We start from the raw sequence: 26174 nt of genomic DNA, 5'->3' as shown, positions 1-26174 counted from the left end.
GCATCCTCAGAAAGGACTCCGAGATGTCCGTTTTGCCTGTCGACACTCTGGACCACTCCGACTCCCGCGCTTCCGGAGCCGGTGAGCCAGGTACCCGGCTGCACGCCCACGACGCCGGGCTGCTGCTGTTGCGCCTGGCCCTCGGCCTGCCGATGGCGAGCCACGGAGCGCAGAAACTGTTCGGCTGGTTCTCCGGGGGAGGTGTGGACGGTACGGGACAGTTCTTCACCTCCGTCGGTTATCCGTCCGGGAAGACGATGGCCGTGGTGGCAGGGCTGAGCGAACTGCTCGGCGGGCTGGGCCTCGCCCTGGGGCTGCTGACGCCGCTCGCCGGAGCGGCGGTCGTCGGAATCATGGTGAACGCCGTGGCCGTGAAGTGGGGTGGCGGCTTCTTCGCCCCGACGGGCGTGGAGTACGAACTCACCCTTGCCGCAGGGGCGGCGGCCCTGGCCCTCAGCGGGCCCGGCCGCCTCGCTCTCGACGCTCACCTGCCCGGCGTGCGGACGCACCGTGCGGGCTACGGCGTCGCCGCGGTGGCTCTCGGCGTACTCGTGGCCACGATCGTGCTGCTGTTCCGCGCCTGACCGCGGACCGGTCTGACAGCCCCCCGGCGTCGGGCATCGGGATCGCGGCCGCCACAGCGGGCGTCCCGCTCCGGGCCCCACCTCACCGCGCAACCCACGGGCTCGACAAGGAGCACGGGGCGTACGAGCTGAGCCGCGATCCGCAACCCGGTGCGACGCCGACGGCATGTGGAGGCTGAACGGCCCGCTGAACAGCCCGCGGCGTCCGGGCACCGGGCGTGTACACCATGACGTGGACCCAGATGCTCGACGAAGAACTCGAGTTGACCGCCACGGCGACGGTGGACCGATACGCACACAACATTACGGCCATGAAAGGCATGGCAGGCCGGTGAGTGGTCCTCTGTTCGGTGCGGAGGGCCCCGGCTGAGGACTCCCGCCCCGCTGCGGGGCGATTCGGAAGGAACATGCGTTGACAGAGCAGTTGCGGATGATGGCGGTCCACGCCCACCCGGACGACGAGTCCAGCAAGGGCGCGGCCAGCATGGCGAAGTACGTCGCCCAGGGCGTGGACGTCCTGGTGGCCACCTGCACCGGGGGAGAGCGCGGTTCCATCCTCAACCCCAAGCTCCAGGGCGACCCGGAGATCGAGGCCAACCTCCACGAGGTCCGGCGCAAGGAGATGGATGCCGCGCGGGAGATCCTCGGCGTCAAGCAGGCATGGCTGGGCTTTGTCGACTCCGGCCTGCCGGAGGGCGACCCGCTGCCCCCGCTGCCCGAGGGCTGCTTCGCCCTGGAGTCGGGGGAGAAGGCCGCGGAGCCGCTGGTGCGGCTCATCCGCGAGTTCCGCCCGCACGTGATCACCACGTACGACGAGACCGGCGGCTACCCGCACCCCGACCACATCATGACCCACACGATCACGAAGGCCGCCTTCGATGCGGCCGGGGACCCCGACGCCTACCCGGAGTCCGGTGAGCCCTGGCAGCCGCTGAAGCTGTACTACAACCACGGCATGTCGATGGCCCGGATCCGAGCCCTCCACGCCTACCTGGTGGAACACGGCCACGAGTCCCCCTACGGCGAGTGGATCGCCGGCTGGGAGAAGGAGGGCCGCAAGGAGCGCGAGTTCACCACCCGGGTGCAGTGCGCCGACTGGTTCGAGGTGCGCGACCGGGCGTTGATCGCCCACGCCACCCAGATCGACCCGGACGGCCCATGGTTCCGGGTACCGCTCGACGTCCAGCGCGAGGTCTGGCCGACCGAGGAGTACGAGCTGGCCCGCTCGCTGGTCGACACCTCGCTCCCTGAGGACGACCTGTTCGCCGGCGTCACCGCCGACATCACCGTCTGACCCTGTCCGCTCTTGTCGGCAATTCCAACTGTCACGCGTTGACACGGAGCTGGAGCCGGGATGGGTGGCTGTGGTTGGCGCGGTCGAGGGGGCGACCTTTGCACCAGGCTGCGAGGCGGATGAGGTCGAGGGCGGTAGCGCCGGTGATGTGGTCGAGGTGGGTCTCGGCGAGGCCGCGGTAGCGGGCGCGACGTAGTCCGGTGGTGTGGGAGGCCTGGCGGATGGCGCCTGCCCTCGATGCCGGCGCGCAGGGCGTAGTCGTGATTCCATTCGTTGGTTTGGTTGGGTCGGCAGCTGGCCGCCATCGTGCAGGTGCTGCCGGGTGAGGTGAAACGCCCTCTGCCATTCCGCGGCTAGGCGGTTTCGTTTGAATGGGCCGGTCGTTGGTCCGGGTGTGCCGTTAACAGATGCGCAGTGGGCTCGGATCGAGCCGTTGCTCCCGGACCGGACGCCGAAGCGGGGCGGCCGCCGGCGGGATCACCGGGAGGTGATCGACGCGATCGCCTTCAAGTTCCAGACCGGAACGCAGTGGGTCCACCTGCCGGAGAAGTACGGCAACTGGCGGGGCATCTACAACCGGCTGCGCATGTGGGCTGTCGACGGCACCTGGGAGCGGGCGTTCACCGCGCTCATGGCTCAGGCCGACGCCGAAGAGGACCTGGCCTGGGCCGTGTCGGTGGACTCCACGATCGTGCGGGCTCACCAGCACGCGGCCGGGGCCCGCAAAAAGGGGCCCCTGCCGGCGAACCGGCCGACCACGCCATCGGCCGGTCCCGCGGCGGGCTGACCACCAAGATCCACCTGGCAGCCGATGCCCGCTGCCGACCTCTGGCATTCGTTCTCACCGCCGGACAGGCCGGCGACGCTCCCGCCTTCACCGACGTCATGGCCCGCCTGCGCGTTCCCCGACGGCGCGGCCGTCCGCGCACCAGGCCGGACGTGGTCCTTGCGGATAAGGCTCGAGCGGTGCATCAACCGCATGAAACAGTGGCGAGGCATCGCGACCCGCTACGAGAAGACCGCGACTATCTACCTGGCCGGACTCCACATCGCCGGCATCTTCCTGTGGTCCGCCCGGTGATCCAAACGAAATCCCCTAGGTCAACCAGCCGAGGGACCGGTCCAGTTCGCCTCCACATGGCCGAGGCGAACGCGCTGGGGGTGGTCGCCGACCGGCACCGACACCGTCTTCTGCCCAGTGGCGAAGTCGATGGCGGTGACCTGGTCGGCGCCGCTCTCGGAGACGACGCAGTCCTTGCCGTCACCGCTGACGGTCGCCCAGTACGGCTTGGCGGCGGTGACCAGCGGACCCTCCTGGAGGGTCGCCCGGTCGACCACGGTCGCGTAGTCGTCCATCGTGCCCGCGACGCACAGCTTGGTGCCGGCCGGGTTCATCGAAATGCCGTGGTGGCGGGAGTCGTTGACCCAGGTGGTGCGGTCCGTGCTGGTGGCGGGGTTCTTCGGCAGGGTCTTCACCCGGGTGATCTTGTCGGTGGCGATGTCGTACTCCAGGAAGCCGTTGAAGAAGGAGACCTGGAAGTACAGCTTGGACTCGTCCGGCGAGAAGACGGCGGGGCGGACGGCGTCCGAGTAGTCCGTGAGGCCGATCGCGTCGAGCCGCGCCCGCATGTCGATCACCTTGACCTGCTGGAAGGTGGTCGCGTCGACGACGGTGATGCGCCGGTCGCCCTTCGTCCAGTCCAGCCACGGGTCGTCGAGCGCGGTGTTCACGTCGCCGATGGCCATGTTCCAGATGTACTTGCCGTCACGCGTGAAGATGTTCTCGTGCGGCTTGTCGCCCGTGGCGAAGGAGCCGAGCTGCTTGCCGGTGCTGATGTCCAGGACATGCACGGTGTTCGAGGTCGACGCGGAGACCGCCACCCGGGTGCCGTCCGGGGACACCGCCATGTGGTCGGAGCGGTAACCGGAGACGGGGAAACGCCAGTTGATCTGCCCGGAGGCGAGGTCGATCGAGACGACGTCGGCGAAGCTCGGGCGGGAGACGACCACCGACTTGCCGTCGGGGGTGGAGTACATGTCGTCGACGAACTGGTCGTGGCCCTCCCCGACGCCGTTGCGGATGGCGAGGAAGTAGATCCATTTGATCGGGTCGGCGTTGATCGCCGCCATCCGCGCGTCCTTGTCCGGGATGACGTTGATCCGGCCGACCTTCGCGAAGTCACCGGTGGACTTGATGACGTCCGCGGTGCCGTCCCAGTTGTTGCCCACGAACATCACCTCGCGCAGATCGTTCGCGGCGGCCTGTGCGGTGGCTGTGGCGGACGCGGTCGCCGTGCTGCCCAGAGTGAGGGCGAGGGTGGCGGCGAGGGCGCAAAGGTGCCTGGGTCTGAGGGCAGACATGGGGGGTCCTTGTCGTAGGCGGGGCATGCGGGTGCCGAGGGCATGGCAAGCGATGGCAAGCGAGAAATAACTGAACACGGCTGTGTTCAGAGTGACTTACTGGAAAGTAAGTATGGGGCTCCCTTCTTCACAAGGGGCCGTACACGACAAAATCGAGGGAGAACGGAGGGGTGAACCGTTCGTCGGACTGCGGAGGGGGAACGCGTGGCGGGCAGGCCCGAACAGCCGGCCGGCCGTCACGGGGGCAGGACCGCCGCCGAACGCCAGGCCGAGAGACGCGTGCGGTTCCTGGATGCCGCACTCCAACTCTTCGGCGACAGCCCCGGCTTGTACATCACTCGCATGCGCGGCCTCGATGAGGTCGTCGGTCATCCGCCCGATCAGCGCCCTGGCCATCTCGACCACCCGCAGGAGCTTCCCGGCCCCGGTGGTGCTGCGGTGCAGGCCCTGCCCCCGGGCCGACTCCAACTCCGCCCGAGGCCACATCGCCCAGCGATCCCGCGGTCATGATCGCTGCTCGCACACTGGCCAGTTTGGCGGGGGCCACGGCCGGTGCCCCGTGGCTCGACCGGCCGGTTCCGCGTCGAGGAATCCCGTGACAGCCCTGCGGTAGAGCTCGGGCTGTTCGGCGTCGACGATGTGACCGGCGCCGACGCCGGCGATGGTGCGGAGCGTGGAGTTCGGCAGTACCTCGTCGTACTCCCGGGCGATGCCGGGGTTCTTGTAGTCGCAGGCGCCGCGCAGGACCAGGACCGGGACCCGGGTGCGGCGCAGCGCGGGGCGCGGGTCGGGGACCGTGAGCTGGTCCTCGGTGGTGAACTGGTTGGAGTAGAAGCCGGGCAGCGAGGCCGGGAGGTGCTTCAGCGGGCGCTCGGGATGACAGGTCGCGGCCGGGGCGGCGATGGTCAGGAGCTTCTCGAAGACCGGGTCGAGCTCGGAGTCGGGTACCAGCGCGTGGGCGGCCTTCGGGTTCGCGTCCATCAGCAGCGACCAGGCCGCCGGCCGCGGACTCGCCTCGAGCGCGTCGATCCGGCGCTGCTGCGCCGGCGTGAGCCGGTCCCAGATGTCGCCCTCCTCACGGTCCTGCCAGGCAGGGGCCCACAGCACACCGGGCGAGGTGAGCACCATCCGGGCCACCCGGCCGGGATGGGCGGCCAGATACTCGGCGGCCAGCGTCGCGCCCCAGGACGCACCGAGCAGCACGACACGGTCGGCGCCGATCCGTCGGCGTACGGCTTCCAGGTCGGCGACCTGCCGGGCCACCGTGTACCCGGTGGGATCGGCCAGCCGGTTCGAGCGGCCGGAACCGAGCTGGTCGTAGGAGTACACGTCGTAGCCGCGCGCGGCGAGGGCGCGCTCGACCGGATCGGGCCCGTCACCGGGCGTGCCGGGGCCGCCGTGCAGCACGATCACCGGCGCGGCACGCGGTGTGCCGTGTGCGCGCTGGAGGCTGTAGGCCAGGCGCGAGCCCGTCGGGAGGTTCCAGTACCCGGTCGGTTGGGAGTGCGGCTGGGGGACGGTTTCGTCAAGGGGCTGAAAGGCCGTCAAGAAGGCTGCAGACGTGGCGAGAAGTGTCACGACGGCGGTCACCAGCACGGTGACGCCCCGGCGGCGCACCCCCGCGTACACCGGCAGCGCGCAGCCCACGATCAGTGCCGCCAGCGCGGCCGCGACGAGCAGCACGATGCGGTCTGTGACCGTGGCGGTGGCGAGGAAGGCCGCGACCGCCGAGACCGGTCCCAGTGCGACGCCGAGCGGAGTGAGGAGGATCGCGCGCAGCAGGTGCCGCCCGGCAGCCACCGCTGGTGTGTGAGGGCCCTCATTCCCCTGAAGGAGCTGGTGTGATCCGCTTTCTGTTGGCCGACGACGAAGACCTCATGCGGGCCGGGCTGCGGATGATGCTGGGGACCCAGCCCGACATCACGGTGGTCGGCGAGGCGGCCGACGGGCGGGAGGCGGTGCGGCTGGCGGGCGCCACCGCACCCGACGTCGTCCTGATGGACATCCGTATGCCGCGCCTGGACGGAGTCTCCGCCACCCGGGTCATCGTCGACGCGTCGGTGAACGGCACGCCCAAGGTGCTGGTCCTGACGACGTTCGAGCTGGAGGAGTACGTCTTCGCGGCCGTCCGCGCGGGCGCCGGCGGCTTTCTGCTCAAGCGCAGCGCGCCCGAGACCCTGATCGAGGGCGTCCGCACCCTCGCCGCGGGCGACGCCCTGCTCGGCCCCTCGGTCACCCGCCGTCTGCTCGCCGAGTTCGCCCGCACCACGCCCGCCGCACCCCCACCCGAGGTCACTCGCCGTCTGTCCCGTCTGACCGACCGCGAACGCGAGGTGTTGCTCCTGCTGGGTCGCGGACTGTCGAACGCGGAGATCGCCGCCCGACTCCACGTCGGCGAAGCCACCGTGAAGACCCACGTGGGCCGTGTCCTCGACAAGCTGGGCCTGCGCGACCGTGTGCACGCGGTGGTGTTCGCCTTCGACCACGGTCTGGTGCGGCCAGGGGGGTAGCCGTCGGGGGCAGAACCGCCACCGTCACCGCCACTGGCCGGCCATGGCCGAAAGTCGCTCTGGTTGCCCGGCATCCGGAGTGATCGAATCGGTGCTCGATTCAATCTTGGTGGTGGGGAGTCGGCACGTGCGTTCCATGTCGTACCTGGATCTACATCGGCAGTTCTCGGCGGCCATCGACGCGGAGATGCGGGCCACGCTCGAAGGACTCGCCCCGGAGGCCGGCGCGGTGCGCGACGCGGTTGCGCAACTTGTGCGGAATCGGGGGTTCAAGTACCCCCTGTCCGTGCTGCCGATGATTGTGCACGCCGTCGAGACGGGCGCGCCCGAACCCGCCGTTCCGCTGGCTGTCGTGCATGAGCTGTGGTGGACTTCGGCGTGCTGTCTCGATGACCTGGCCGACGGACAGGGCGCGTTCCTCGCCGGTGAACTCAGCGAGAGCGAGGCACTGCTCGCGACGTTCGTCTGTGGAATTCCCCTCCCTCATCTCGTCGTTCAGTCGCAGCGCATTCCGGCATCGGTGCGCGGCGCCCTGTCGGACGAGATCGTGCGGTGCTGCATCGTCGCGACCCAGGGCCAGCTGAGAGACCTTCGCGGAGATGCGCGCGCCGCCACGCGAGACGCGGTGACCACGGCGTACAGAGGAAAGTCCGGAGCCCCCTTCAGCATGGTCACGGCGATGGCAGCACAACTGGCGGGTGTCGAGAAGGAGAGGGTGGAGCTCTGGCGCGAGTTCGGCGATGTCTTCGGCATCCTGTGGCAGATATTCAACGACCAGGAAGACATCCTGTCCGGCCGTAACGAAGACCTCCTGAACGGCACGGCGACGTATCTCCTGGCCTGCGCCCTTGAGGAGCCGGAGCCTCATGCCACGGAACGTGTCCTGGGGCTGAGCGCCGCCGCGAGGAACTCCCCGCACGCCCGGGCGGAACTCACCGACGTACTTCTCTCACCCGTGGTTCTTCGTCGGTACGAGGACGACATCAACGAGTTCCGCGCCGCATCCCACCGCATTCTGGATGAACTGGGCGGCGACGAAGCCTACGTGTCCGTCCTGCGACACCTGGTGGACGAGTCGTCCAGGATGCTGCTGCGCGCCGACCTCGCCCAAAGGGTCAACGTCGGCTGACCGAAAAGAGCGTCACCAGGGCGAGGTCAGGCCGAGCAGGAACCCGGTGCACAGATGTCGCCGCAGCACCCGGTACGTCGCACGAGGCGCTGAACACCTCCCCACTCAACTGGACGCGCAGAGGCTGCGCCCGGCCGGAGCCGTCACCGACCGGCTGGGCCGCCAGGGGCAGGCGTGCGTGTACGACGACAAGGCCCGCTTCGAGCGCCGGATGCTGATCCTGGACCCGGCGACCGGCGCCGTACTCGGCCTTGAGGACACCGTCACGAAGGACGATCCCGAGTACGGGCCTCAAGGCCGGGGATGTGATGTCGTACCGCGCGTGGATGCGCTGATCAGGCCCCGAACCTGGCGCTCGGCCCCGGTCACCGTCTGCTCCAGCAGGACCGCGATCGTCATCGGGCCGACACCACCCGGCACCGGCGTGATCAGTCCGGCCCGTTCGCGGGCGGTGTCGAAGTCGACGTCACCGACGTTGCCCGGGTTGTAGCCCGCGTCGATCACGACGGCTCCCGGCTTGATGTCCGCACCGTGGATCAGCCGGGGCCGTCCCACCGCGGCCACCACGATGTCCGCCTCGCGGACGACCGAGGACAGATCGGTCGTCCGCGAGTGGCAGTACGTCACCGTCGCGTCGCGGCCGAGCAGCAGCATGCCGACCGGCTTGCCGAGAATCGCGCTGCGCCCCACCACGACGGCGCGCTTGCCCGCCGGGTCCACGTCGTACTCGTCGAGCAGCCGCATGATGCCGCCGGGGGTGCAGGACACGAAGCCGGGCAGCCCGAAGCTCATCGCCGAGTACGAGCTCAGCGTCACCCCGTCCACGTCCTTCTCCGGCGCGATGGCCTCGAACGCCGCCCGCTCGTCGATGTGCGGCCCGACGGGGTGCTGCAGCAGGATGCCGTGCACGCTGGGGTCGCCGGACAGTGCCGTCAGCGTCTCGACCAGCTCGGCCGTCGTGGTGTCGGCGGGCAGGGCCACGTGCCGCGACTCGATACCGGCCTTGCGGCTGCGGTTCTGCTTCATCCGGACGTAGGTGACCGAGGCGGGATCCTCGCCGACCAGCACCGTCGCGAGACACGGCGCCACCCCCGTGCGCCCGGTGAGATCCGCCGCACGCTTGGCGGTCTCCTCGACGATGCGGCGCGCGAGACCCGCGCCGTCCATGAGCTGGGCCTGGGACATGGGCTACTCCTGAGCGTCGTTGACACAATCGCCCAGGCGCGCGGCAAAGACGCGTTCGTCAGACCGCTCCCCGGTGGTACTCCACCTCAGCGCCAGTCACAGCCCGCGACCAGGGTATCTCGTACGATCAACCGCTCGGACGCCGGAAGCGCCGTGTTCGAACGGCACGCGGTGTCGGAGGGTGAGGGTGAGAACGCGCTGCTCTGAGTGCCGACCGCACAAGCGAGACGGAAACGCGCCTGCCTGCCGCGGAAACCAGCCGTGGCCGCCGGGCCCGGCGCGACCGCCCCATCGCGGCCTTCGCCGAGAAGGTCCAGGTCAGACGAGACGTGATCTGGACCTTCGGCCAGTTCCTTCCTACTCGTCCCATGCCTGGAGCAACGTATGGTCGACGATCTTGCCGTCGCGCAGCGAGACCATCGAGCTGGCCAGCACCCGCACGCCGTCGGGATACTCGCAGGACTCGGTGAAGGCGACGTGGTTGCCCTGGATGACACACTGTTCCAGTTTGTGTGTCATGTCCCGGCTGTAGACCTCGTTGAGCATGTCGGCGATCTCGCCGCGGCCGTGTTTGACCATCGGGTGGCTCGGCTGGGTGTTGCGGTCGACGATGCGTACCTCCGCGTCGTCCGCGTAGAGCGACAGCAGAGCTGCCGCACTGTGTCCTTCAATGCCCCGGCGAAGCGTTTCGATGTCGAAGGCGGGGCCTAGCGCGGTGCCCATGATGACCTCCTCGGAAGGCCGCAGTCCGCTAAGGGGCGGGCCGCGAAGGGCGTCTCCTTCGAGACTCCTCCGCCGCAGGGCACGCGGCAAGCGCAGTCGGCACGATGCGCCTCTCGGGCGAGGAGCGGGGCCGGGCCGTGACCGTGAGGGGTCCGGGACCGTTGCCGACAGCATGATCTCAACCTGACGTACGGTCGCCGCCGTTGGTCTCGCCGTCGGCGTCACGGGCCTCGCCGCGCCGATGGCGGCCGCCGCCGCGAACCACGACGCGGGAAAGCCGAACCCGATCGCCCAGCTCGACGCGCTTGCCGTGAGGAGCATCCCCGCGGAGCACCAGGACGACATCCCGCGGGTCTCCAGTCAGCTGCGCGGGCTCAGCCGCCTGAACGACCTCAATCAGTTGCACCAGTTGCACCAGTTGCACCAGCTCACCGACCTGGCCGCCCCCGTCACCGGGCTGCTTCCGGCCGTCAGGCCTAGCCAGGGCCTGTCGCCGGGTCGTCCCGGTGCCGGGGGCATACATGTGTGCGCGAAGACGCTCTCGCGGAGCGGAGCGGGTCGGTCGCGCTTCGTGTGGTGAACGGGCATCCCCCCACGAAGTCCCTCGGTCGTCAGCCGGTGGTGGCGAGGAACTGCGTGGCGGCCAGTTCCGCGTAGAGCGGGTCCCCGGCCACGAGTTCCCGGTGGGTGCCCACGGCGCGTACCCGGCCCGCGTCCATGACGACGATGCGGTCGGCCATGGTGACGGTGGACAGCCGGTGCGCGACGACGAGGACCGTGGTCGTACGGGCGACATCGGCGACCGTGTCGCGCAGCGCGGCCTCGTTGACCGCGTCGAGCTGCGACGTCGCCTCGTCCAGGAGCAGCAGCCGCGGACGGCGCAGCAGGGCGCGGGCGATCGCGACGCGCTGGCGCTCGCCGCCGGACAGCTTGGTGCCGCGATGCCCGACCAGCGTGTCGAGACCGCGCGGCAGCCGCGCGACCAGTCCGTCGAGCCGCGTCGTCTTCAGCACGCGAGTGACGTCGGTGTCGTCGGCCTCCGGATTGCCGAGCAGCAGATTGTCGCGCAGGGAACCCGACAGGACCGGGGCGTCCTGCTCCACATAGCCGATGGAGGAGCGGAGCCGGGGCAGATCCCAGTCCTCCAGCGGACGCCCGTCGAGCGTGATGACGCCCGCTTCGGGCTCGTAGAACCGCTCGATGAGCGAGAAGACGGTGGTTTTGCCTGCCCCGGAGGGACCGACGAACGCGGTCATGCCGCGGGCCGGGACGGCGAAGGTCACACCGTGGTGGACGTACGCCAGATCGTCGGCGTACCGGAAGCGGACGTCGTCGAAGGCGAGCGCCGCCGGTTCGGCGCCCGGCGTCGGCAACGGCGCGGGCAGGGCGGCCGGTTCGGCGGGCAGCCGCAGCGCCTCCTGGATGCGGGCGAGCGCCGCGGCGCCGGTCTGGTACTGCGTGATCGCGCCGACGACCTGCTGGATGGGCGACATCAGATAGAAGACGTAGAGAAGGAAGGCGACCAGCGTGCCCACGTCGATGGCGCCGGTGGCGACCCGCGCGCCGCCCACCGCGAGAACCGTGATGAAGGCGATCTGCATCGCCAGACCGGCCGTATTGCCCGCGGCCGCCGACCACTTGGCGGCCCGCACGCTCTGCCGCCAGGACTCCTCGGCCGCGGCGTGGATGGTCTGCTCCTCGCGGTGCTCGGCACCGGACGCCTTGATCGTGCGCAGGGCGCCGAGGATCCGCTCCAGCGAGGCGCCCATCACGCCGACGGCGTCCTGCGCCCGCTTGCTGGCCCGGTTGATGCGCGGGACGATCACGCCGAGCACCGTACCCGCGCACAGGATCACCCCCAGGGTGACGCCGAGCAGGACCACGTCGACCAGGCCCATCATCACCACCGTCGCGACGAGCGTGAGGCCGCCGGTGCCGAGGCCCACCAGCGAGTCGGTCGTGACCTCGCGCAGCAGTGTCGTGTCGGAGGTGATGCGGGCCATCAGGTCGCCCGGCTCGCTGCGGTCCACCGCCGGTATGCGCAGCCGCAGCAGATACGACGACAGGGCACGCCGCGCACCGAGCACCACCGACTCGGCGGTGCGCCGCAGCACATACGAACCGAGCGCCCCCACCGCCGCGTTGGTGACGACCAGCGCCGCCATGCCGAGCAGCGCCCGCCCGATGGGCCGGTCGTGCGACAGGTCGTCGATGAGCCCCCGCGCCACGAGCGGCAGCACCAGTCCGGTGGCGCCGGTCGTCAGGGCCAGCAAGGCGCCCACCAGCAGCGCCCATCGATGCGGTCGTACATAGCCGAGAAGCAGCCGCCAGGTGGGCGGTCCGGCTTGCTTACCTGCGATGCTCACGGCGCTCCTTGAGGGAATGGACGCGGAACGTTCAGGCTACGTCGGCGCGGACGCGGGCCGATAACTCGCCGACGGGTGGGACTCGAGACGGTCGTCATCCCCAACGGGGCGGCCCACAGGCCGGCCGGGCGACACACCTGGACCGAGGTGACTGGACGTCACCTGGCCTGCTACCGGTCGGTCACGCCGTAGGGTCGTTCGACGGAACGTCGATCTACGGAAGGGTTCACCACCATGGCGCAGGAAGTACGTGGCGTGATCGCCCCGGGCAAGAACCAGCCGGTGCGCGTCGAGACCATCGTCGTACCGGATCCGGGGCCGGGAGAGGCCGTGGTGAAGGTTCAGGCATGCGGGGTCTGCCACACCGACCTGCACTACAAGCAGGGCGGCATCAACGACGAATTCCCGTTCCTGCTCGGCCACGAGGCCTCCGGGATTGTGGAGTCGGTCGGCGACGGGGTCACCGACGTCGCCCCTGGCGACTTCGTGATCCTCAACTGGCGTGCGGTGTGCGGGCAGTGCCGGGCCTGTCTGCGCGGGCGGCCCTGGTACTGCTTCAACACGCACAACGCGAAGCAGAAGATGACCCTCAAGGACGGCACCGAGCTGTCCCCGGCGCTGGGCATCGGCGCCTTCGCCGAAAAGACCCTCGTCGCCGCCGGGCAGTGCACCAAGGTCGACCCGGCGGTCTCACCGGCCGTGGCAGGGCTGCTCGGCTGCGGTGTGATGGCGGGCATCGGCGCCGCCATCAACACCGGGAACGTGGGCCGGGGCGACTCCGTCGCCGTCATCGGATGCGGCGGCGTGGGCAACGCGGCGATCGCCGGGGCCCGGCTCGCGGGCGCGGCGAAGATCATCGCCATCGACATCGACGACCGGAAGCTGACCACCGCGTCGAAGATCGGCGCGACACACACCGTCAACTCCGCCTCCACCGACCCCGTCGAGGCGATCCAGCAGCTCACCGGCGGCTTCGGCGCCGACGTCGTCATCGAGGCGGTCGGCCGCCCGGAGACGTACAAACAGGCCTTCTACGCCCGCGACCTGGCGGGCACGGTCGTCCTCGTCGGCGTACCGACCCCGGAGATGAAGCTCGAGCTGCCGCTTCTCGACGTGTTCGGGCGCGGCGGAGCCCTCAAGTCGTCCTGGTACGGCGACTGCCTGCCGTCCCGCGACTTCCCGATGCTGATCGACCTGCACCTCCAGGGACGACTTGACCTGGACGCGTTCGTGACCGAGACGATCGCCCTGGACGAGATCGAGCCCGCCTTCGAGCGGATGCACCACGGCGACGTGCTGCGTTCGGTGGTGGTGCTGTGATGAGCGCGCGCGTCGAGCACCTCGTCACCTCGGGCACCTTCTCCCTCGACGGCGGCACCTGGGACGTCGAGAACAACGTGTGGATTGTCGGCGACGACCACGAGGCGATCGTCATCGACGCCGCCCACGACGCCGACGCCATCGCCGAGGCGGTGGGCGACCGGCGGCTGCGGGCCATCGTGTGCACCCACGCCCACAACGACCACATCGACGCCGCGCCCGCCCTCGCGGAGCGCACCGGCGCCACGATCTGGCTGCACCCCGACGATCTGCCGCTGTGGAAGCAGACCCACCCGGACCGCCTGCCCGACGCCTGGCTCCAGGACGGCCAGGTCATCGAGGCCGCCGGCGCCGACCTCACCGTCCTGCACACCCCGGGCCACGCCCCGGGCGCGGTCTGCCTCTACGACCCGGGCCTGGGCACCGTCTTCACCGGCGACACGCTCTTCCAGGGCGGGCCGGGAGCCACCGGCCGCTCCTTCTCCCACTTCCCGACGATCGTCGACTCGATCCGCGAACGGCTGCTCGGCCTTCCCGCCGACACGATCGTCCGTACGGGACACGGGGAGTCGACCACGATCGGGGCGGAGGCCCCGCACCTGGAGGAGTGGATCGCGCGCGGCCACTGACGCGACACGACGGCCGGAAGAAACCTGACAGGAGATGTCCGGCTTCCGCGGCACCCTCGTAGGGACACAGGGGCGAAGGCAGCCCGTGAGCACTACGAGCACGGAGGTCGGACATGTCGGGACCGCTGGAAGGTCCGCTGGAAGGCAAGGTCGCACTGGTCGCCGGAGCGACCCGGGGCGCGGGGCGCGGGATTGCCGTGGAACTCGGCGCGGCCGGGGCCACCGTCTATGTGACCGGGCGCAGTACGCGCGAGAAGCGTTCGGAGTACGACCGTCCCGAGACCCTTGAGGACACCGCGGACCTGGTCACCGCGGCGGGCGGCGTCGGCCTTGCGGTGCCCACCGACCACCTGGTCCCCGCCGAGGTCGAGGCCCTGATCGCACGCGTCGCCGACGAACAGGGGCGCCTCGACATCCTGGTGAACGACATCTGGGGCGGCGAAAAACTCTTCGCGTGGGACACCCCGGTCTGGGAACACGACCTCGACAACGGTCTGCGGCTGCTACGCCTCGCCGTCGAGACGCACGCGATCACCAACCACCACGCGCTGCCCTTGCTGCTGCGCAATCCCGGCGGCCTCGTCGTCGAGATGACCGACGGCACCGCGGAATACAACCGGGACACCTACCGGGTCTCCTTCTTCTACGACCTCGCCAAGTCGTCCGTCCTGCGCATGGCGTTCGCGCTGGGACACGAACTCGGCCCGCGAGGCGCCACCGCCGTCGCGCTCACCCCCGGCTGGCTGCGCTCGGAGATGATGCTCGACAACTTCGGCGTGAGGGAGGAGAACTGGCGCGACGCCCTGGAGCGCGTCCCGCACTTCGCCATCTCCGAGACGCCCTACTACGTCGGTCGCGCCGTCGCCGCGCTGGCCGCCGACCCGGACGTCGCCCGCTGGAACGGCGACTCGCTCTCCAGCGGCCGGCTCGCCCAGGTGTATGGCTTCACCGACCGCGACGGCAGCCGACCGGACGCCTGGCGCTACCTAGTCGAGGTCCAGGACGCGGGCAGGCCGGCGGATGTGACGGGGTATCGCTGAGGTCAGACGCGCAGGTGGGGCTCCCAGCGGGCGCCATGACCGGGCGGGAGCGCCAGATCGCTGCGGACGGCCGTGTAGTACGCCTCGCGGCGGGCGCGTTGTCGTTCGAGCAGAGCCTGCCATGTCTCCGACGAGGGGGTCGGCTCCTGTACGACCCGCTCCATGTCGATGGCCACCACGACCCAGGCGCGGGCCGTTTCCACCACGTCCGGAGCACCGAGGAGCAGCAGCGACTCCCAGGCCGGATCCCGGGCGTCGAGGGCCTCCGCCATCTGGGGCGCAGCCTCCTGGGGCGTCAGTGGGTGCGGATGCGGATCGATTTCCAGATGGGCGGCCACCCGGTAGGTCAGCGTGACGGTCTTCTTCAGGCACCGGGCATAGTCGGAGTACGCCGCGAGTCGCCGCTCCTCCCAGCGGACCGCCTGCTCCCGACGGAAGCGGGCCCGATCGCCCCGAACGATCGCCAGATACGAACCGAGGGCGCCGATGACCACGCCGATCAGCGCCGGGAGTTGTTGTATGAACGCGGACATGGGCGCACGGTATCTGTACCGGTGACGATCGTGGCAGCAGGGACCGGGCGAGCCTGGAGGCGGCCGTCGCGTACGCCGTGGACGCCTTTGGTTCGCTGGACGTCCTGGTCAACAACGCCTGTGGGTGTACCCCCGACGCCCCGCTCTTCGAGGACGAGCCGGACGAGGTGTGGGCCCGCGATCTGGACCTCACCCTGACCGGTGCGTACCGCTGCTGCCGCGCGGCACTCCCGCACCTGGTGGCCTCCGGTTGCGGCGCCATCGTCAGCATCGGCTCCGTCAACGGCATCCAGGACTTCGGCAACCACGCCTACAGCGCGGCCAAGGCGGGTCTCACCTCACTGACGCGCACCCTCGCGGGGCACGCCGCCGCACGTGGTGTGCGCGTCAATTTGGTCGCGCCGGGCACGGTCCGTACCTCGGCGTGGGAGGGACGCGACGCCGATCTCGCGGCGGTGAGGGAGGTGTATCCGCTGGGCCGGGTCGGCGAGCCGGCGGACATCGCGGCCGCCGTCGCCTTCCTGGCTTCCCGGGACGCGGCCTGGATCACCGGGACGACGTTGTGCGTGGACGGGGGCCTGCTGGCGGTCAACACCGGTTTCCAGCAGGCGGTTCGGGGTCACGGGGACGCGTGAGGGGGTCGCGCTCGGAGTCGACCCCTGTACGGCTTGGCGGCGCGCAATGTCACCGTTTGGTCGCAGCCCGAATCGGCCGTACAACGCATACCCCCAGACGAGGGTCTAGCAGGCGGAAACCGCGAGAAGCACACGAAGGAAAGGCCTGCCATGGGCGACATACGCAGACGGGGAGCCGTCGCACTGGGGATCACCGGACTCGTCGCACCGCTGACGCTCGCGCTGGGTACGGCGCCCGCGCAGGCCGCGAGCTGCACGACACAGACCGGCCCCTATCAGAAGCAGGTGGAGAAGTTCCTCGGCCGACCGGTCGACGGCAGGCAGTCCGCCGCCGACTGCAAGGCGATCCAGGCCTTCCAGACCAAGCACGGCATCACCCCGAACGCCGGGTACGCGGGATCCATCACCTGGGGCGTGATGGACCTGATGAACAAGCAGAAGGCCGTCGGAAGCAACCCCAACAAGGACGGCAAGTGCCCCGTCAACAAGGGGCGTATCGCCTGCGTCAACCTGACGCTCCAGCTCAGCTGGATCCAGGACGGCAGCAGGCTTGTGTACGGGCCGGTGCCGGTCCGTACCGGACGCGATCGCTACGAGACCCGCACCGGGCTGAAGAAGATCTACTGGCGGCACATCGACCACGTCTCGAGCATCTACGACGTCCCCATGCCCTACAGCCAGTTCTTCGACGGCGGCCAGGCCTTCCACTCGGTCGGCGTGAGCATGTGGAACCCGCCCGGCTCGCACGGCTGCGTCAACATGACCACGGCCACCGCCAAGAAGTACTGGTCGCTGTTGAAGACCGGCGACGACGTCTTCGTGTACGGCCGCAAGCCGGGCACCTGACGGGGCCGGGCGTTCCGGCGATCGAGGTGATCAGATTCACGGTCCGTTATGTCGTGAGGCGCACCTTTACTCACAGCGCCTTCACGTCAAGCCTCGTATGCTTCACGCCATGTCCACCACCACTCCTGAAGCCGACTCCGAGCGTTCCGCAGCCGAGGTCAACGAGGAGATCCGGGCCCTCTGGTTCCGGGCCGGCGGGACGCTGAGCATGGAGGAGCGGCGGGAGTACCAGCGGCTCGTCCTGGAGTGGGCGGAAGCCGCCCCGCAGTCGCCCACGCAAGCCGCCTGACGAGCCGGGGACTTGGCCCCGGCTCCGCGAGCCTGACCGCGACCTCAGCCCCAACTCTGTGAGTACTGCCTGCGATAGCGGTTGCGGTCCTGTTCCGTGCGGATGTAGCGGGTGGCGACCAGGGCGATGATGCTTCCGGCGATGACCAGCAGGCCCGGGCCGATGTTCTTGGAGTCGGTGAGCCGGGAGAGGATCGTGTCGGACTCGCCGACCGCCTGGACCGAGCCCGGCGTCGCGGGACCCGGCGCGATGGCCGCTCCCTGCGAGGCCGCCGACGAAGGCGCGGGGGAGGCCTGCGCGGTCGCACCGGCCGCACCCTGGCCCTGCGCGCCCGGGCCGGTCAGCTTCACGTTGAGCGCCGTCATCGCCTTGGTGATCGGCTGGAAGAACGTCGTACCGCCCGTGGTGCAGTCCCCGTTGCCCCCCGACGTCACACCGAGCGCGATGCCCTCCGAGAACATAGGTCCGCCGCTGTCGCCCGGTTCGGCGCACACGGTGGTCTCGATGAGGCCGGTCACGGTGCCCTCGGGATAGTTGACCGTCGCGTTGAGAGCGGTCACCTTCCCGTCGCGCAGCCCGCTGGTGCTGCCGCTGCGGAAGATCCGCTGGCCGACGGTCGGATCGGCGGACCCGATGATCTCCACTCCCTTGCCGCCGCCGATCGAGACGACGTTGTTCGTGGTGTCGTTCTGGCCGTTGGTGTACTGGATGAGGGAGAAGTCGCCGCCGGGGAACGATTTGCTGACGGTCTGTCCCAGCTGCTGGGCGCCCTGGTTGTCGCCGAACCAGACCGAACCGGCCGGCCCGCAGTGCCCGGCCGTCAGGATGAACTCGTTCCGTCCGTTGGTCACGTTGAAGCCCGCCGAACAGCGCCCCGCCGTCGAGAACATGGGCTGGGCGGCGTTCAGCCGGGTGGTGAACGTGCCGTCGGTCCGCTCCATCCGCACCGAGCCTCCGAGGCTGTCGGCCAACTTCGTCAAACGGGACCAGTCGGAGGCGGAGACGGTGCTGTCGGCCTGCACCACCACCTCGTTGTTCGTGTAGTCCACCGCCCAGGCGGTACCGGCCACCCGAGGCGCCGAACTGAGGCTCTTCGTCGCGGACTTGAGCTCCTGCATGCTGTGGTCCACGACCTTGGGGCGGGCCCCCGCCTGTTTCACCTCCGCCGCCGCGTCCGAGTCGGTCACCGCGACCACGGGGCTGCCGTCGGCGGCGATCCAACTGCCTGCCGTACGGGAGGTGCCGAGGGTCGACACCAGACCTGCCCCCTTCTTGGCGGCGGCCTGCGCGGCACTCTCCGGGGCACGCGACGCGGCGGACGGCTCACTCGCCATGGCCTGCGTGACCATCAGCCCTCCGCAGAGGAGTCCGCCGACGGCCGCGATACGCGCCCCCCGTTGGACGATCCGTCGTCGTGCGTGCCTCATGCATGGGCTCCCGAAGCCGAACGGCGCGGCGTCACCGCCGCCGGGGCCCCGGTCGTGAGCCCTCCTTCCATACGTGCGCCCGCGCCACCGCGTTCACCGTGCGCCCGGACTCGGCCTCACGGCTCGCGTCCCAGCGGTACTCCGGCACGCACCGGGAATCACCGCCGAACGCCAGGACCCGTCCGGCCGATCACGGCGGAGACGCGGGGCGGGGCACGCACCGCTGCTTTCCTCTACCGTGATCGACCGGCAGGTCCTAGCCGCGGGTGCGGAGGGAGACCTGCTCCGGTGTCAGGTACGCGTCGGTGTGCTCGAAGTCCCGCAGGGTTCCCTTGCGGTCGGCGAGGAAGCCGGTGCGCACGAAGTCGTCGCCCGCGACGGCGTTGAGGAACCAGTTGGCGCCGGTACGGAAACGGGCCGTACCCGTGCGCAGCGCGAGCAGGTGGTACCCACGGGCCACGACCTGCGCGGGCACCCCCTTGAGGCCGATGCCGAGTGGCTTGGAGACCGCGTCATGACCCCCGAGGTCGACGACCAGGCCGAGATCCCTGTGCCGGTACGGCGTGGTGGGCTGCCCGTTCAGCAGCGCCGCCAGGTTCTTCGCCGCGTGCCGGCCCTGCCGGGCGGCGTGCTGGGCGGTCGGCACACAGTACGAACCGTCCGCCTTGGCCAGGTCGGGCACGGCGGCCGCGTCGCCCAGCGCGAACACCCCGTCCAGGCTCGGCACCTTGAAGTCCGGGTCGGCGGCGATCCGGCCGCGTACGGTCTCGACGCCCAGCGAATCGACCAGCGGGCTGGCCGCGACTCCGGCCGTCCATACCAGCGTTCGTGAGGGCAGCGTCCGGCCGTCCGTGAGGGTGACCTTGTCCTCGGTGACGGAGGCGACGGACGTCTTGAGGGAGATCTGCACTCCGCGCCCGCTCAGCAGGCGCAGCGCGCTCGCCCCCAGTTTGTCGCCGAGCTCCGGGAGCAGCTTGGGGGCCACGTCCACGAGGTGCCACTTGAAGAGGCGGGGATCGAGGCGTGGGTAGTAGCGCTTCGACGCGGCTGTGGTGAGGCGCTGCAGGCAGGCCGCGGTCTCGGTGCCCGCGTAACCGCCGCCCACCACCACGAACTGCAGCCGCGCTGCCCGCTCCGCCTCGTCCAAGGTGGCTGCGGCCAGGTCGAGTTGGGCGATCACATGGTCGCGCAGGTACACGGCCTGGGCGAGCGTCTTCATACCGTGCGCCTCGTCGAGGAGGCCGGGGATGTCGAAGGTGCGGGTCACGCTGCCCGGGGTGAGCATCAGGTAGTCGTACGGCAGGTCGACGACCTCCCCGGTGATCTTGCGTACGACACACACCTTGGACCCGGGATCGACACCGATCACCGCGCCCGGCACCAGCGCCGTGCGGTGCAGGATCCGCCGCAGCGAGGGTGCCACGGACTGCGGTGTGAGGACACCGGCGGCGACGTGTGGCAGCAGTGGCAGATAGAGCTGGTAGGCGGTGGGGCTGATCAGGGCGATCCGGGCTTCGCCCGGCTCGAGCGTGCGCTCGAGACCCCGCGCGCACTCGACGCCGGCGAAACCGCCGCCGACGATCACGATGTTCGGTGCGTTCATCCGCACTGCCTCTCTTCCCGTGCCGACGCCGCGGCCCGCCGACCGTGAGCCCAGGCTCACACGGGAAGTCCCCGCCTGCCACCCCACGATGGGGCCGGGGCGGCGATCGCGAGACTTTCTACTAAGCGGTAACTTAATCTTCCCCCTTGGTACATCCTCAAGCCTGATCATGTGTGCAGCGGCGATGGTCGAGGCACCCTCGCCGCTCCGACGTGAGAAGGGGAAAGGCATGACAGGACGCGGTATGGGGCGCCGGATAGGCGCGGTCTCGGCGGTCGTGGCGCTGGGCATCGGGGGGACGGTCACCACCGCGGGGTCCGCCGCCGCCGCTCCGGCCCAGGCGGCGGTGAGCGCGACGGCGACGGCGGCCGACGTCGACTACGCCACGTGGCAGAGTGACGTGAAGGCCGTCATCGACCAGGCCACACCCTATGTAGAGCAGCGCACCGCGAATACCGCCGGGCAGAAGCCGGCCATCGTCTTCGACATCGACAACACCACCCTGGAGACGGACTTCCACCCCTGGTACGAGCTGCCCACCCCGGCGCTCAAGCCCTCGCTGGCACTCGCGAAGTACGCGAAGTCGCGCGGTGTCGACATCTTCTTCGTCACCGCACGCCCGGGCATCATTTACAGCCTGACGGAGTGGAACCTGACGTCCGTGGGCTACCCGGTCGACGGCCTCTACGTACGCGACCTGCCGGACCTGTTCGCCGAGGTCAGCGCCTACAAGACCGCCCAGCGTGCGGAGATCGAGTCGAAGGGCTACGCGATCATCGCCAATGTCGGCAACAACGACACCGACCTCGTCGGGGGCCACGCCGAGCGTACCTTCAAGCTGCCGGACTACGACGGTCAGCTTTCCTGAGCGCGACTGCTTAGACTCCCGGCATGGATGAGACGACGCTGGACAGGCTCGGTTCGGGCAAGTACCTGCTGATCACCAGCTACCGCAAGAACGGTACGGGAGTCGCGACGCCGGTGTGGGTGGTCCGGGACGGTGCCGCGCTCGGCGCATGGACCTTTGCCGGCAGCTGGAAGGTGAAGCGGATCCGCAACCGGGCCGATGTCCTGGTGGGACCCTGCGACATGCGCGGCAATCCGACCGGTGACCAGGTCCCCGCCACGGCGGAGATCCTCGACCCGGCCGCGACCGAGCAGTACCGCCGACTGATCGCCCGCAAGTACGGCGTCGTCGGCCGCCTCACCCTTTTCGGCAGCCGCCTGCGCCGCGGCAAGCAGGGCACGGTCGGGATCCGCATCTCCCCGACCTCCTGACAGGCGTACGAGGGCCCGGCGTCGGCCGGACCCTCGTACGCACTCGGCGCCGCCGCTATCCGTAGAACGGACCCGGAGTGCTCCAGGTCGTCGTGCCGAAAACGTTCGGGTCGTCGATGCTGATGTTGATGTCGGAGACCTTGAGGCCGTACTGGGTCGGCGTCATGCCCTCGGGGCAACTCACCTGCACGGCCGGGAAGTTCATGTAGAACGCCGGGCCCACGTCCGAGGGGTAGTTCTGGTTCCAGTACAGGACCCAGTTGCTGTCCGGATAGTAGTAGTTGTCCAGGAGCCGCTGCTGCTCGGTGCGGACGACGAAACTCGTGTCGTGGTCGAAGGTTCCGTCCGCGCGCAGACAGCCGAAGGTGCGCGCGGTGTCGGCGTACGCGGCGAATCTGCCGCCCAGGCTGCTGAGTCCGGCCAGATAGCCGGGCTGGTTGCGTACGTTGTGCAGGGTCACGTCGAGCTTGAAGCCGCCGCAGCCCGGGGTCGGCTCGTAGTCGTGGTAGACGACCAGGCACTTGCGGTCGCCGAAGTGGGCGGTGGGGTCCGGGTTGTAGGGCTGTGGCACCGTCTGCCTGTACAACCTGACGGTCGCCGAGACGCCGCCGTCGGTCGCTGCCGGGATCTCGACGGTGGTCGTGGCCTGGGCGGCCCCCGAACCGGCCAGGACCAGCGCGGCCCCCGCGAGCAACGCGAGGGCCGACCGTCCCAGCACTCTGGGCATGCGCATCTTCCCCATGAGCAATTCCCCCCTCGTGTACCTGGTGCACACACATGTGAACAGTGGCAGGTGCACGCTAATGCCGCTCGGGTCACTCTTCCGGCAAACGCCCCAACGCTCACAAGCGGAACGTACGACTGTCCCGCCGCGTAAGTCGGGACCGGAAGTCGTGGTGTCCATCGACCCGGCCGGCGCAGTGGTTGACCGGATGTGTTCTGCGCGAAGCGTTGACTAGAAAGCGCTTGCCCTCTACGTTTCCCGTTCAGAAGCGTGACCCGCGCGTGGCATCTCGTATACGAGACATCAGATCTCCGAGCCGCACCACCTGGGAAACCCCCCGTCCTGGGGCTGATGAGACGTCGAAGGTATGTCATGCACGCCTCATGCCGTTCAGCATCGTGATCATTGTTCGCGAGCATGGTCCACGGATATTCTCGAAGGGACACACCCGCATGCGTACAGGCCCCCCACCGACGCGTCCTCGCAGACTGGCCCTGGCAACCGCCACGGCGGCCGCCCTGGCCGTCACCACCGCTCTCGTTCTCCCGCAGGCCGCGGCAGGCGCTGAGACCTCACCGATCGGCTACGGCGCCGGAACCACCGGCGGCGGGAGCGCCGCCGTCGTCACCGTCTCGACTCTCGACGCCTTCAAGACGGCCGTCACGGGCAACACGGCCAAGGTGGTGCGCGTCAACGGCCTGATCTCACTCAGCGGGCAGGTCGACATCGGCTCCAACACCACGGTCCTGGGCGTGGGTTCGGCGTCCGGGTTCACCGGCGGCGGGCTGCGCCTGAAGAAGGTGACCAACGTCGTCGTCCGCAACCTGAACATCAGCAAGCCGCTCAAGCCCTCCGACGGCATCACGGTCCAGGCGTCGACGAAGGTGTGGATCGACCACAACTCCTTCTCGGCGGACCGCGACCACGACAAGGACTACTACGACGGTCTGCTCGACATCAATCACGCCTCCGACTCGGTCACCGTGTCCTGGAACACCTTCAAGGATCACTTCAAGGGCTCCCTCGTCGGCCACAGCGACAACAACGCCTCCGAGGACACCGGGCACCTGCATGTGACGTACCACCACAACTACTTCAGCAACATCTACTCGCGCATCCCCAGCCTGCGCTTCGGCACCGGTCACTTCTACGACAACTACGTCGTCGGGGCCGAGACCGCCGTGCACTCCAGGATGGGCGCCCAGATGCTCGTCGAGAACAACGTCTTCCGTTCCACGCCGGTCGCCGTCACCACGAACCGCGACAGCGACGTGGACGGTTTCGCCAACCTGCGCGGCAACGACCTCGGCGGAGCCGCTACCGAGATCTCGCAGGTGGGCACTTTCACCACCCCGCCCTACAGCTACACCGCCGAGTCCGCCTCGACCGTCGTCGCCTCGGTGACGGGCGGCGCGGGCGCCGGAAAGCTCTGACACCCCCACCGCAACAGACGACAGAAGGAATCGGGACATGACTTCTGCAGCACGTCCGCGCGTCCGCACGCGCGCACTGACCGGCGCCCTGGCCGCACTCGGCCTCTCGGTTGCCATGATCATGACAGAGGGCGCCCTGTCTCCGGCGAGCGCCGCCACCTGGCCCACCGCGACCGGCAGTCAGGCGGTCTCCTCCACCATCCCGCTCTCCGGCACCAAGGACTACGGGATGGTCCGCCTCTACGGCACCGGAGACCTGGGCAGCGGCAGCCAGGACGAGGACCAGGGACCGATCCTGCAACTGGCCGCCGGCACGGTTCTGAAGAACGTCATCATCGGCGCCCCGGCCGCGGACGGCATCCACTGTCTCGGTAGCTGCACGCTGCAGAACGTCTGGTGGGAGGACGTCGGCGAGGACGCGGCGACGTTCCGGGGCTCCTCGTCGTCGAGCGTCTACACCATCTCCGGTGGTGGCGCCAAGGAAGCCAGCGACAAGGTGTTCCAGTTCAACGGCGCCGGAACGCTGAACGTCTCGAACTTCGCGGTGAAGAACTTCGGCACCTTCATCCGGTCGTGCGGCAACTGCTCCACGCAGTACAAGCGCACGATCAACCTCAACAACATCGAGGTGTCCTGGAAGGGCAGCCGAATCGTCGGCATCAACACCAACTACGGCGACAGTGCGACCCTGAAGGGCATCAAGATCGTCGGAGATACCAGCAAGAAGATCATCCCTTGCCAGAAGTACATCGGCAACAACTCGGGTGCGGAACCGCCCACGAACGGCAGCGGCCCTGACAGTACGTACTGCAAGTACGCGACGTCCGACATCACCTACAGCTGACGGCCTGCCCCGGCCATCCCTGGCGGCTGAACGAACCGTCCCCGTGCGGCGGTTCGTTCAGCCGCCGCAGGCGCGGGGTGTCAGCTCCAGCTCCGGTAGGGACCGTCGACGAGCTGGAACACCGGCTGCCGGCGCACCGGGTCCGCCGCGGTGCTGAGGTGGACCCGGTCTCCGCTGTGGACGTCGGTCGGCGAGCCCGTGACCCTGCCGCGGACGGTGAATCCCTCCGCCATCTCGATGAGGGAGACATTCCGCGCCGCCGGGGTGTTGCGGTGGACGACGGTGGAGTGGCGCACCACGCCGGTCCCCGCACTCGCTTCCGTCCGCAGGTCGCTGCCCGCGCAGACCGGGCAGAGGAGGCGCTGGAACATCGCGGTGCCGCACCAGTGGCACCGCTGGAAGAGCAGGGCATCCGTGGCCGGCGTTCCGCTCGGCGCGGAGCGGGTACCGGGGGCGCTGAGATTCGGCCCCGTATGCCCCGCCGGGTCGTTTTCGAGTACGTCCGTCGCGGGTCCGAGGCCCGGATGAAGGGCGATTCCTGGGTGGTACACGATGTCATCTCCCTGCGCTCGGCCGGAGTCTGATGTGCGAGGATCGCCGCGCACGAGCCACAGAGTATGGCACTGAGTGCCACCAGTAAAGGCACTCGGTACCCTCAGATCGTGGAAAAGGCGCCCTTCAGTCCCGCCCGAGCGTGGACTCGATCTCCCGGACGACGCGCCACATCGGCGCTCCACGCCGGGCGATGACGACGACCACGTCCTCCTGTTCCGTGGCCGGAGCGGCGCCGGGGGAGTCGCCGAACGAGGCCTGTACGTATCCGAGCGCGTGGTCCACGGCGGTGTCCGCATCGCCCTGGCCGTCCGAACGCAGCCAGGAGCGCAGAGCGTTGTTGTGCGCGGCGACCACCGCCGCGGCGACGACATCCGCTCGCAGGGTGCCGTCGGCTCGGCCGGCGTAGCGCCCGCGCAGATACTCCGCGAGGGCACGCTCGTAACGCCAGACCACCGACAACTCGTAGGCGCGCAGGCCGGGGACCTTCTTGGTGAGGCGGTAGCGCTGTACGGAGAAGGTCGGGTTCTCGGCGTACATGCGCAGCACGAGCCGGGCGGCGTCGCAGACCCGCTGTACCGGTTCGTCCTCGTCGCCGCCGGCGCTCAGGAATGCCGTCATGTCCGCCAGGCAGCGCTCGTGGTCCGGGAAGACCACGTCCTCCTTGGACGGGAAGTAGCGGAAGAACGACCGGCGGCCGACCCCGGCGACTGCCACGATGTCGTCGACCGTGGTCTGCTCGTAGCCGCGCTCCAGGAAGAGCTGGAAGGCCGCCGCGACCAGCGCGTCCCGCATGGGCGGCTTCGCCGTCGTCGTGTCGGCGCAGGCGCTGCGCCGGGGTCCCTCGCTCATGGACGGGAACCTAGCAT

Annotated in this window: 25 protein-coding genes, 4 pseudogenes and 1 riboswitch; of the genes and pseudogenes, 17 read left to right on the top strand and 12 right to left on the bottom strand. The window is 69.4% G+C overall.

Annotation, left to right across the window (positions count from 1 at the left end; all coding sequences use genetic code 11):
• Positions 1 to 23: 23 nt before the first annotated feature.
• From ACX28W_RS04240 to ACX28W_RS04230, 3 genes and pseudogenes are all read left to right on the top strand, one after another.
• Complete coding sequence (locus tag ACX28W_RS04240; protein ID WP_458997385.1) at positions 24 to 584, top strand: DoxX family membrane protein; 561 nt, start codon at positions 24 to 26, stop codon at positions 582 to 584.
• Positions 585 to 996: 412 nt separating this feature from the next.
• Entirely contained in the window at positions 997 to 1878 is an 882-nt protein-coding gene (gene mca / locus ACX28W_RS04235; protein ID WP_458997384.1) for a mycothiol conjugate amidase Mca, read from the top strand.
• Positions 1879 to 2245: 367 nt separating this feature from the next.
• Positions 2246 to 2959: pseudogene (locus tag ACX28W_RS04230) on the top strand (IS5 family transposase).
• Positions 2960 to 2979: 20 nt separating this feature from the next.
• On the opposite strand, the gene ACX28W_RS04225 reads toward ACX28W_RS04230, so the two are convergent.
• Positions 2980 to 4239: a YncE family protein gene (locus ACX28W_RS04225; RefSeq protein ID WP_458997383.1), complete on the bottom strand. Its 1260-nt coding sequence runs from the start codon at positions 4237 to 4239 to the stop codon at positions 2980 to 2982.
• A 204-nt stretch (positions 4240 to 4443) separates the two neighbouring features.
• Here ACX28W_RS04225 and ACX28W_RS04220 point away from each other — a divergent pair.
• Positions 4444 to 4608: pseudogene (locus tag ACX28W_RS04220) on the top strand (TetR/AcrR family transcriptional regulator); the annotation flags it as partial.
• A 135-nt stretch (positions 4609 to 4743) separates the two neighbouring features.
• Here the strand turns inward: ACX28W_RS04220 and ACX28W_RS04215 are convergent.
• The gene (locus ACX28W_RS04215; RefSeq protein ID WP_458997382.1) at positions 4744 to 6039 is read right to left on the bottom strand and encodes an alpha/beta fold hydrolase; all 1296 of its coding nucleotides are present in this window, start codon (positions 6037 to 6039) and stop codon (positions 4744 to 4746) included.
• A gap of 41 nt (positions 6040 to 6080) precedes the next feature.
• On the opposite strand from ACX28W_RS04215, the gene ACX28W_RS04210 reads away from it, so the two are divergent.
• Positions 6081 to 6749, top strand: coding sequence for a response regulator (locus ACX28W_RS04210; RefSeq protein ID WP_458997381.1), 669 nt, complete (start codon positions 6081 to 6083; stop codon positions 6747 to 6749).
• Positions 6750 to 6885: 136 nt separating this feature from the next.
• Complete coding sequence (locus ACX28W_RS04205) at positions 6886 to 7878, top strand: polyprenyl synthetase family protein (RefSeq protein WP_458997528.1); 993 nt, start codon at positions 6886 to 6888, stop codon at positions 7876 to 7878.
• Here ACX28W_RS04205 and ACX28W_RS04200 read toward each other — a convergent pair.
• The 3 genes from ACX28W_RS04200 to ACX28W_RS04190 all read right to left on the bottom strand — a co-directional run bounded on the left by ACX28W_RS04200 (position 7865) and on the right by ACX28W_RS04190 (position 9786).
• Positions 7865 to 8173 carry a hypothetical protein gene (locus ACX28W_RS04200; protein WP_458997380.1) on the bottom strand — a complete coding sequence of 103 codons (309 nt, stop codon included), beginning with the start codon at positions 8171 to 8173 and terminating at the stop codon, positions 7865 to 7867. The two genes, ACX28W_RS04205 and ACX28W_RS04200, sit on opposite strands and share 14 nt — an antisense overlap.
• Positions 8170 to 9063 (bottom strand): bifunctional 5,10-methylenetetrahydrofolate dehydrogenase/5,10-methenyltetrahydrofolate cyclohydrolase, encoded by an 894-nt coding sequence (locus ACX28W_RS04195; RefSeq protein WP_458997379.1) that lies wholly within the window; start codon positions 9061 to 9063, stop codon positions 8170 to 8172. The genes ACX28W_RS04200 and ACX28W_RS04195 overlap by 4 nt, the downstream gene beginning before the upstream one ends.
• Positions 9064 to 9086: 23 nt before the next feature.
• A riboswitch (ZMP/ZTP riboswitch) is annotated at positions 9087 to 9173 on the bottom strand.
• Between the two features lie 247 nt (positions 9174 to 9420).
• Positions 9421 to 9786, bottom strand: a complete 366-nt coding sequence (locus ACX28W_RS04190; RefSeq protein WP_458997378.1) for a nuclear transport factor 2 family protein — start codon at positions 9784 to 9786, stop codon at positions 9421 to 9423.
• A gap of 241 nt (positions 9787 to 10027) precedes the next feature.
• Here ACX28W_RS04190 and ACX28W_RS04185 point away from each other — a divergent pair.
• Positions 10028 to 10258 (top strand): annotated as a pseudogene (locus ACX28W_RS04185) (hypothetical protein); the annotation flags it as partial.
• A gap of 139 nt (positions 10259 to 10397) precedes the next feature.
• Here ACX28W_RS04185 and ACX28W_RS04180 read toward each other — a convergent pair.
• Positions 10398 to 12152 (bottom strand): ABC transporter ATP-binding protein, encoded by a 1755-nt coding sequence (locus ACX28W_RS04180; protein ID WP_458997377.1) that lies wholly within the window; start codon positions 12150 to 12152, stop codon positions 10398 to 10400.
• Positions 12153 to 12386: 234 nt separating this feature from the next.
• Between ACX28W_RS04180 and ACX28W_RS04175 the strand changes: the two genes are divergently transcribed.
• From ACX28W_RS04175 to ACX28W_RS04165, 3 genes are all read left to right on the top strand, one after another.
• Positions 12387 to 13472: an S-(hydroxymethyl)mycothiol dehydrogenase gene (locus tag ACX28W_RS04175; protein ID WP_458997376.1), complete on the top strand. Its 1086-nt coding sequence runs from the start codon at positions 12387 to 12389 to the stop codon at positions 13470 to 13472.
• Positions 13472 to 14101 carry an MBL fold metallo-hydrolase gene (locus tag ACX28W_RS04170; protein WP_458997375.1) on the top strand — a complete coding sequence of 210 codons (630 nt, stop codon included), beginning with the start codon at positions 13472 to 13474 and terminating at the stop codon, positions 14099 to 14101. Before ACX28W_RS04175 ends, ACX28W_RS04170 begins: the two co-directional genes overlap by 1 nt.
• A 113-nt stretch (positions 14102 to 14214) precedes the next feature.
• On the top strand, positions 14215 to 15141 hold the full coding sequence (locus ACX28W_RS04165; RefSeq protein ID WP_458997374.1) for an SDR family oxidoreductase: 927 nt from the start codon (positions 14215 to 14217) through the stop codon (positions 15139 to 15141).
• Between the two features lie 2 nt (positions 15142 to 15143).
• Here ACX28W_RS04165 and ACX28W_RS04160 read toward each other — a convergent pair whose 3' ends face one another.
• A complete protein-coding gene (locus ACX28W_RS04160) occupies positions 15144 to 15674 on the bottom strand; it encodes a hypothetical protein (RefSeq protein WP_458997373.1) in 531 nt (176 codons plus the stop codon).
• 41 nt (positions 15675 to 15715) lie between these two features.
• On the opposite strand from ACX28W_RS04160, the pseudogene ACX28W_RS04155 reads away from it, so the two are divergent.
• The 3 genes and pseudogenes from ACX28W_RS04155 to ACX28W_RS04145 form a co-directional block, all read left to right on the top strand.
• A pseudogene (locus ACX28W_RS04155) lies at positions 15716 to 16309 on the top strand (SDR family NAD(P)-dependent oxidoreductase); the annotation flags it as partial.
• A 150-nt stretch (positions 16310 to 16459) separates the two neighbouring features.
• Positions 16460 to 17155 (top strand): L,D-transpeptidase family protein, encoded by a 696-nt coding sequence (locus ACX28W_RS04150; protein ID WP_458997372.1) that lies wholly within the window; start codon positions 16460 to 16462, stop codon positions 17153 to 17155.
• A gap of 97 nt (positions 17156 to 17252) precedes the next feature.
• Entirely contained in the window at positions 17253 to 17444 is a 192-nt protein-coding gene (locus ACX28W_RS04145) for a hypothetical protein (protein ID WP_458997371.1), read from the top strand.
• 44 nt (positions 17445 to 17488) lie between these two features.
• Here the strand turns inward: ACX28W_RS04145 and ACX28W_RS04140 are convergent, their stop codons facing one another.
• Together ACX28W_RS04140 and ACX28W_RS04135 are read right to left on the bottom strand one after the other, a co-directional pair.
• Entirely contained in the window at positions 17489 to 18871 is a 1383-nt protein-coding gene (locus ACX28W_RS04140) for a S1 family peptidase (protein ID WP_458997370.1), read from the bottom strand.
• 256 nt (positions 18872 to 19127) lie between these two features.
• Entirely contained in the window at positions 19128 to 20474 is a 1347-nt protein-coding gene (locus tag ACX28W_RS04135) for an NAD(P)/FAD-dependent oxidoreductase (protein WP_458997369.1), read from the bottom strand.
• Between the two features lie 229 nt (positions 20475 to 20703).
• Between ACX28W_RS04135 and ACX28W_RS04130 the strand changes: the two genes are divergently transcribed.
• Entirely contained in the window at positions 20704 to 21342 is a 639-nt protein-coding gene (locus tag ACX28W_RS04130; protein ID WP_458997368.1) for an HAD family acid phosphatase, read from the top strand.
• 23 nt (positions 21343 to 21365) lie between these two features.
• The gene (locus ACX28W_RS04125; RefSeq protein WP_458997367.1) at positions 21366 to 21752 is read left to right on the top strand and encodes a PPOX class F420-dependent oxidoreductase; all 387 of its coding nucleotides are present in this window, start codon (positions 21366 to 21368) and stop codon (positions 21750 to 21752) included.
• Between the two features lie 55 nt (positions 21753 to 21807).
• Here the strand turns inward: ACX28W_RS04125 and ACX28W_RS04120 are convergent, their stop codons facing one another.
• On the bottom strand, positions 21808 to 22479 hold the full coding sequence (locus ACX28W_RS04120; RefSeq protein ID WP_458997366.1) for a hypothetical protein: 672 nt from the start codon (positions 22477 to 22479) through the stop codon (positions 21808 to 21810).
• 449 nt (positions 22480 to 22928) lie between these two features.
• Here ACX28W_RS04120 and ACX28W_RS04115 point away from each other — a divergent pair, with 449 nt between their 5' ends.
• Both ACX28W_RS04115 and ACX28W_RS04110 read left to right on the top strand, forming a co-directional pair.
• Positions 22929 to 23909 (top strand): pectate lyase family protein, encoded by a 981-nt coding sequence (locus tag ACX28W_RS04115; protein ID WP_458997365.1) that lies wholly within the window; start codon positions 22929 to 22931, stop codon positions 23907 to 23909.
• A 37-nt stretch (positions 23910 to 23946) separates the two neighbouring features.
• On the top strand, positions 23947 to 24753 hold the full coding sequence (locus ACX28W_RS04110) for a pectate lyase (protein WP_458997364.1): 807 nt from the start codon (positions 23947 to 23949) through the stop codon (positions 24751 to 24753).
• Between the two features lie 80 nt (positions 24754 to 24833).
• On the opposite strand, the gene ACX28W_RS04105 is transcribed toward ACX28W_RS04110, so the two are convergent.
• Positions 24834 to 25304, bottom strand: coding sequence for a Zn-ribbon domain-containing OB-fold protein (locus tag ACX28W_RS04105; protein WP_458997363.1), 471 nt, complete (start codon positions 25302 to 25304; stop codon positions 24834 to 24836).
• Positions 25305 to 25431: 127 nt separating this feature from the next.
• Complete coding sequence (locus ACX28W_RS04100; protein ID WP_458997527.1) at positions 25432 to 26100, bottom strand: TetR family transcriptional regulator; 669 nt, start codon at positions 26098 to 26100, stop codon at positions 25432 to 25434.
• Positions 26101 to 26174 lie beyond the last annotated feature (74 nt).

It is taken from the genome of Streptomyces sp. SD15 (genome assembly GCF_054462255.1).
The sequence above is the reverse complement of the archived record's forward strand: the minus strand, read 5'-3'. Positions and strand labels throughout refer to the sequence as shown.

Excerpts from the sequence above, each read along its gene's own strand:
- ACX28W_RS04140 (WP_458997370.1), bottom strand. The coding sequence starts at position 18,871 with ATGAGGCACGCACGACGACGGATCGTCCAACGGGGGGCGCGTATCGCG.
- ACX28W_RS04160 (WP_458997373.1), bottom strand. The coding sequence starts at position 15,674 with ATGTCCGCGTTCATACAACAACTCCCGGCGCTGATCGGCGTGGTCATC.
- ACX28W_RS04110 (WP_458997364.1), top strand. The coding sequence starts at position 23,947 with ATGACTTCTGCAGCACGTCCGCGCGTCCGCACGCGCGCACTGACCGGC.
- ACX28W_RS04165 (WP_458997374.1), top strand. The coding sequence starts at position 14,215 with ATGTCGGGACCGCTGGAAGGTCCGCTGGAAGGCAAGGTCGCACTGGTC.
- ACX28W_RS04100 (WP_458997527.1), bottom strand. The coding sequence starts at position 26,100 with ATGCGGGACGCGCTGGTCGCGGCGGCCTTCCAGCTCTTCCTGGAGCGC.
- ACX28W_RS04135 (WP_458997369.1), bottom strand. The coding sequence starts at position 20,474 with ATGAACGCACCGAACATCGTGATCGTCGGCGGCGGTTTCGCCGGCGTC.
- ACX28W_RS04130 (WP_458997368.1), top strand. The coding sequence starts at position 20,704 with ATGACAGGACGCGGTATGGGGCGCCGGATAGGCGCGGTCTCGGCGGTC.
- ACX28W_RS04125 (WP_458997367.1), top strand. The coding sequence starts at position 21,366 with ATGGATGAGACGACGCTGGACAGGCTCGGTTCGGGCAAGTACCTGCTG.
- ACX28W_RS04225 (WP_458997383.1), bottom strand. The coding sequence starts at position 4,239 with ATGTCTGCCCTCAGACCCAGGCACCTTTGCGCCCTCGCCGCCACCCTC.
- ACX28W_RS04240 (WP_458997385.1), top strand. The coding sequence starts at position 24 with ATGTCCGTTTTGCCTGTCGACACTCTGGACCACTCCGACTCCCGCGCT.
- ACX28W_RS04120 (WP_458997366.1), bottom strand. The coding sequence starts at position 22,479 with ATGCCCAGAGTGCTGGGACGGTCGGCCCTCGCGTTGCTCGCGGGGGCC.
- ACX28W_RS04150 (WP_458997372.1), top strand. The coding sequence starts at position 16,460 with ATGGGCGACATACGCAGACGGGGAGCCGTCGCACTGGGGATCACCGGA.
- ACX28W_RS04170 (WP_458997375.1), top strand. The coding sequence starts at position 13,472 with ATGAGCGCGCGCGTCGAGCACCTCGTCACCTCGGGCACCTTCTCCCTC.
- ACX28W_RS04115 (WP_458997365.1), top strand. The coding sequence starts at position 22,929 with ATGCGTACAGGCCCCCCACCGACGCGTCCTCGCAGACTGGCCCTGGCA.
- ACX28W_RS04205 (WP_458997528.1), top strand. The coding sequence starts at position 6,886 with ATGTCGTACCTGGATCTACATCGGCAGTTCTCGGCGGCCATCGACGCG.
- ACX28W_RS04190 (WP_458997378.1), bottom strand. The coding sequence starts at position 9,786 with ATGGGCACCGCGCTAGGCCCCGCCTTCGACATCGAAACGCTTCGCCGG.
- ACX28W_RS04195 (WP_458997379.1), bottom strand. The coding sequence starts at position 9,063 with ATGTCCCAGGCCCAGCTCATGGACGGCGCGGGTCTCGCGCGCCGCATC.
- ACX28W_RS04145 (WP_458997371.1), top strand. The coding sequence starts at position 17,253 with ATGCTTCACGCCATGTCCACCACCACTCCTGAAGCCGACTCCGAGCGT.
- ACX28W_RS04175 (WP_458997376.1), top strand. The coding sequence starts at position 12,387 with ATGGCGCAGGAAGTACGTGGCGTGATCGCCCCGGGCAAGAACCAGCCG.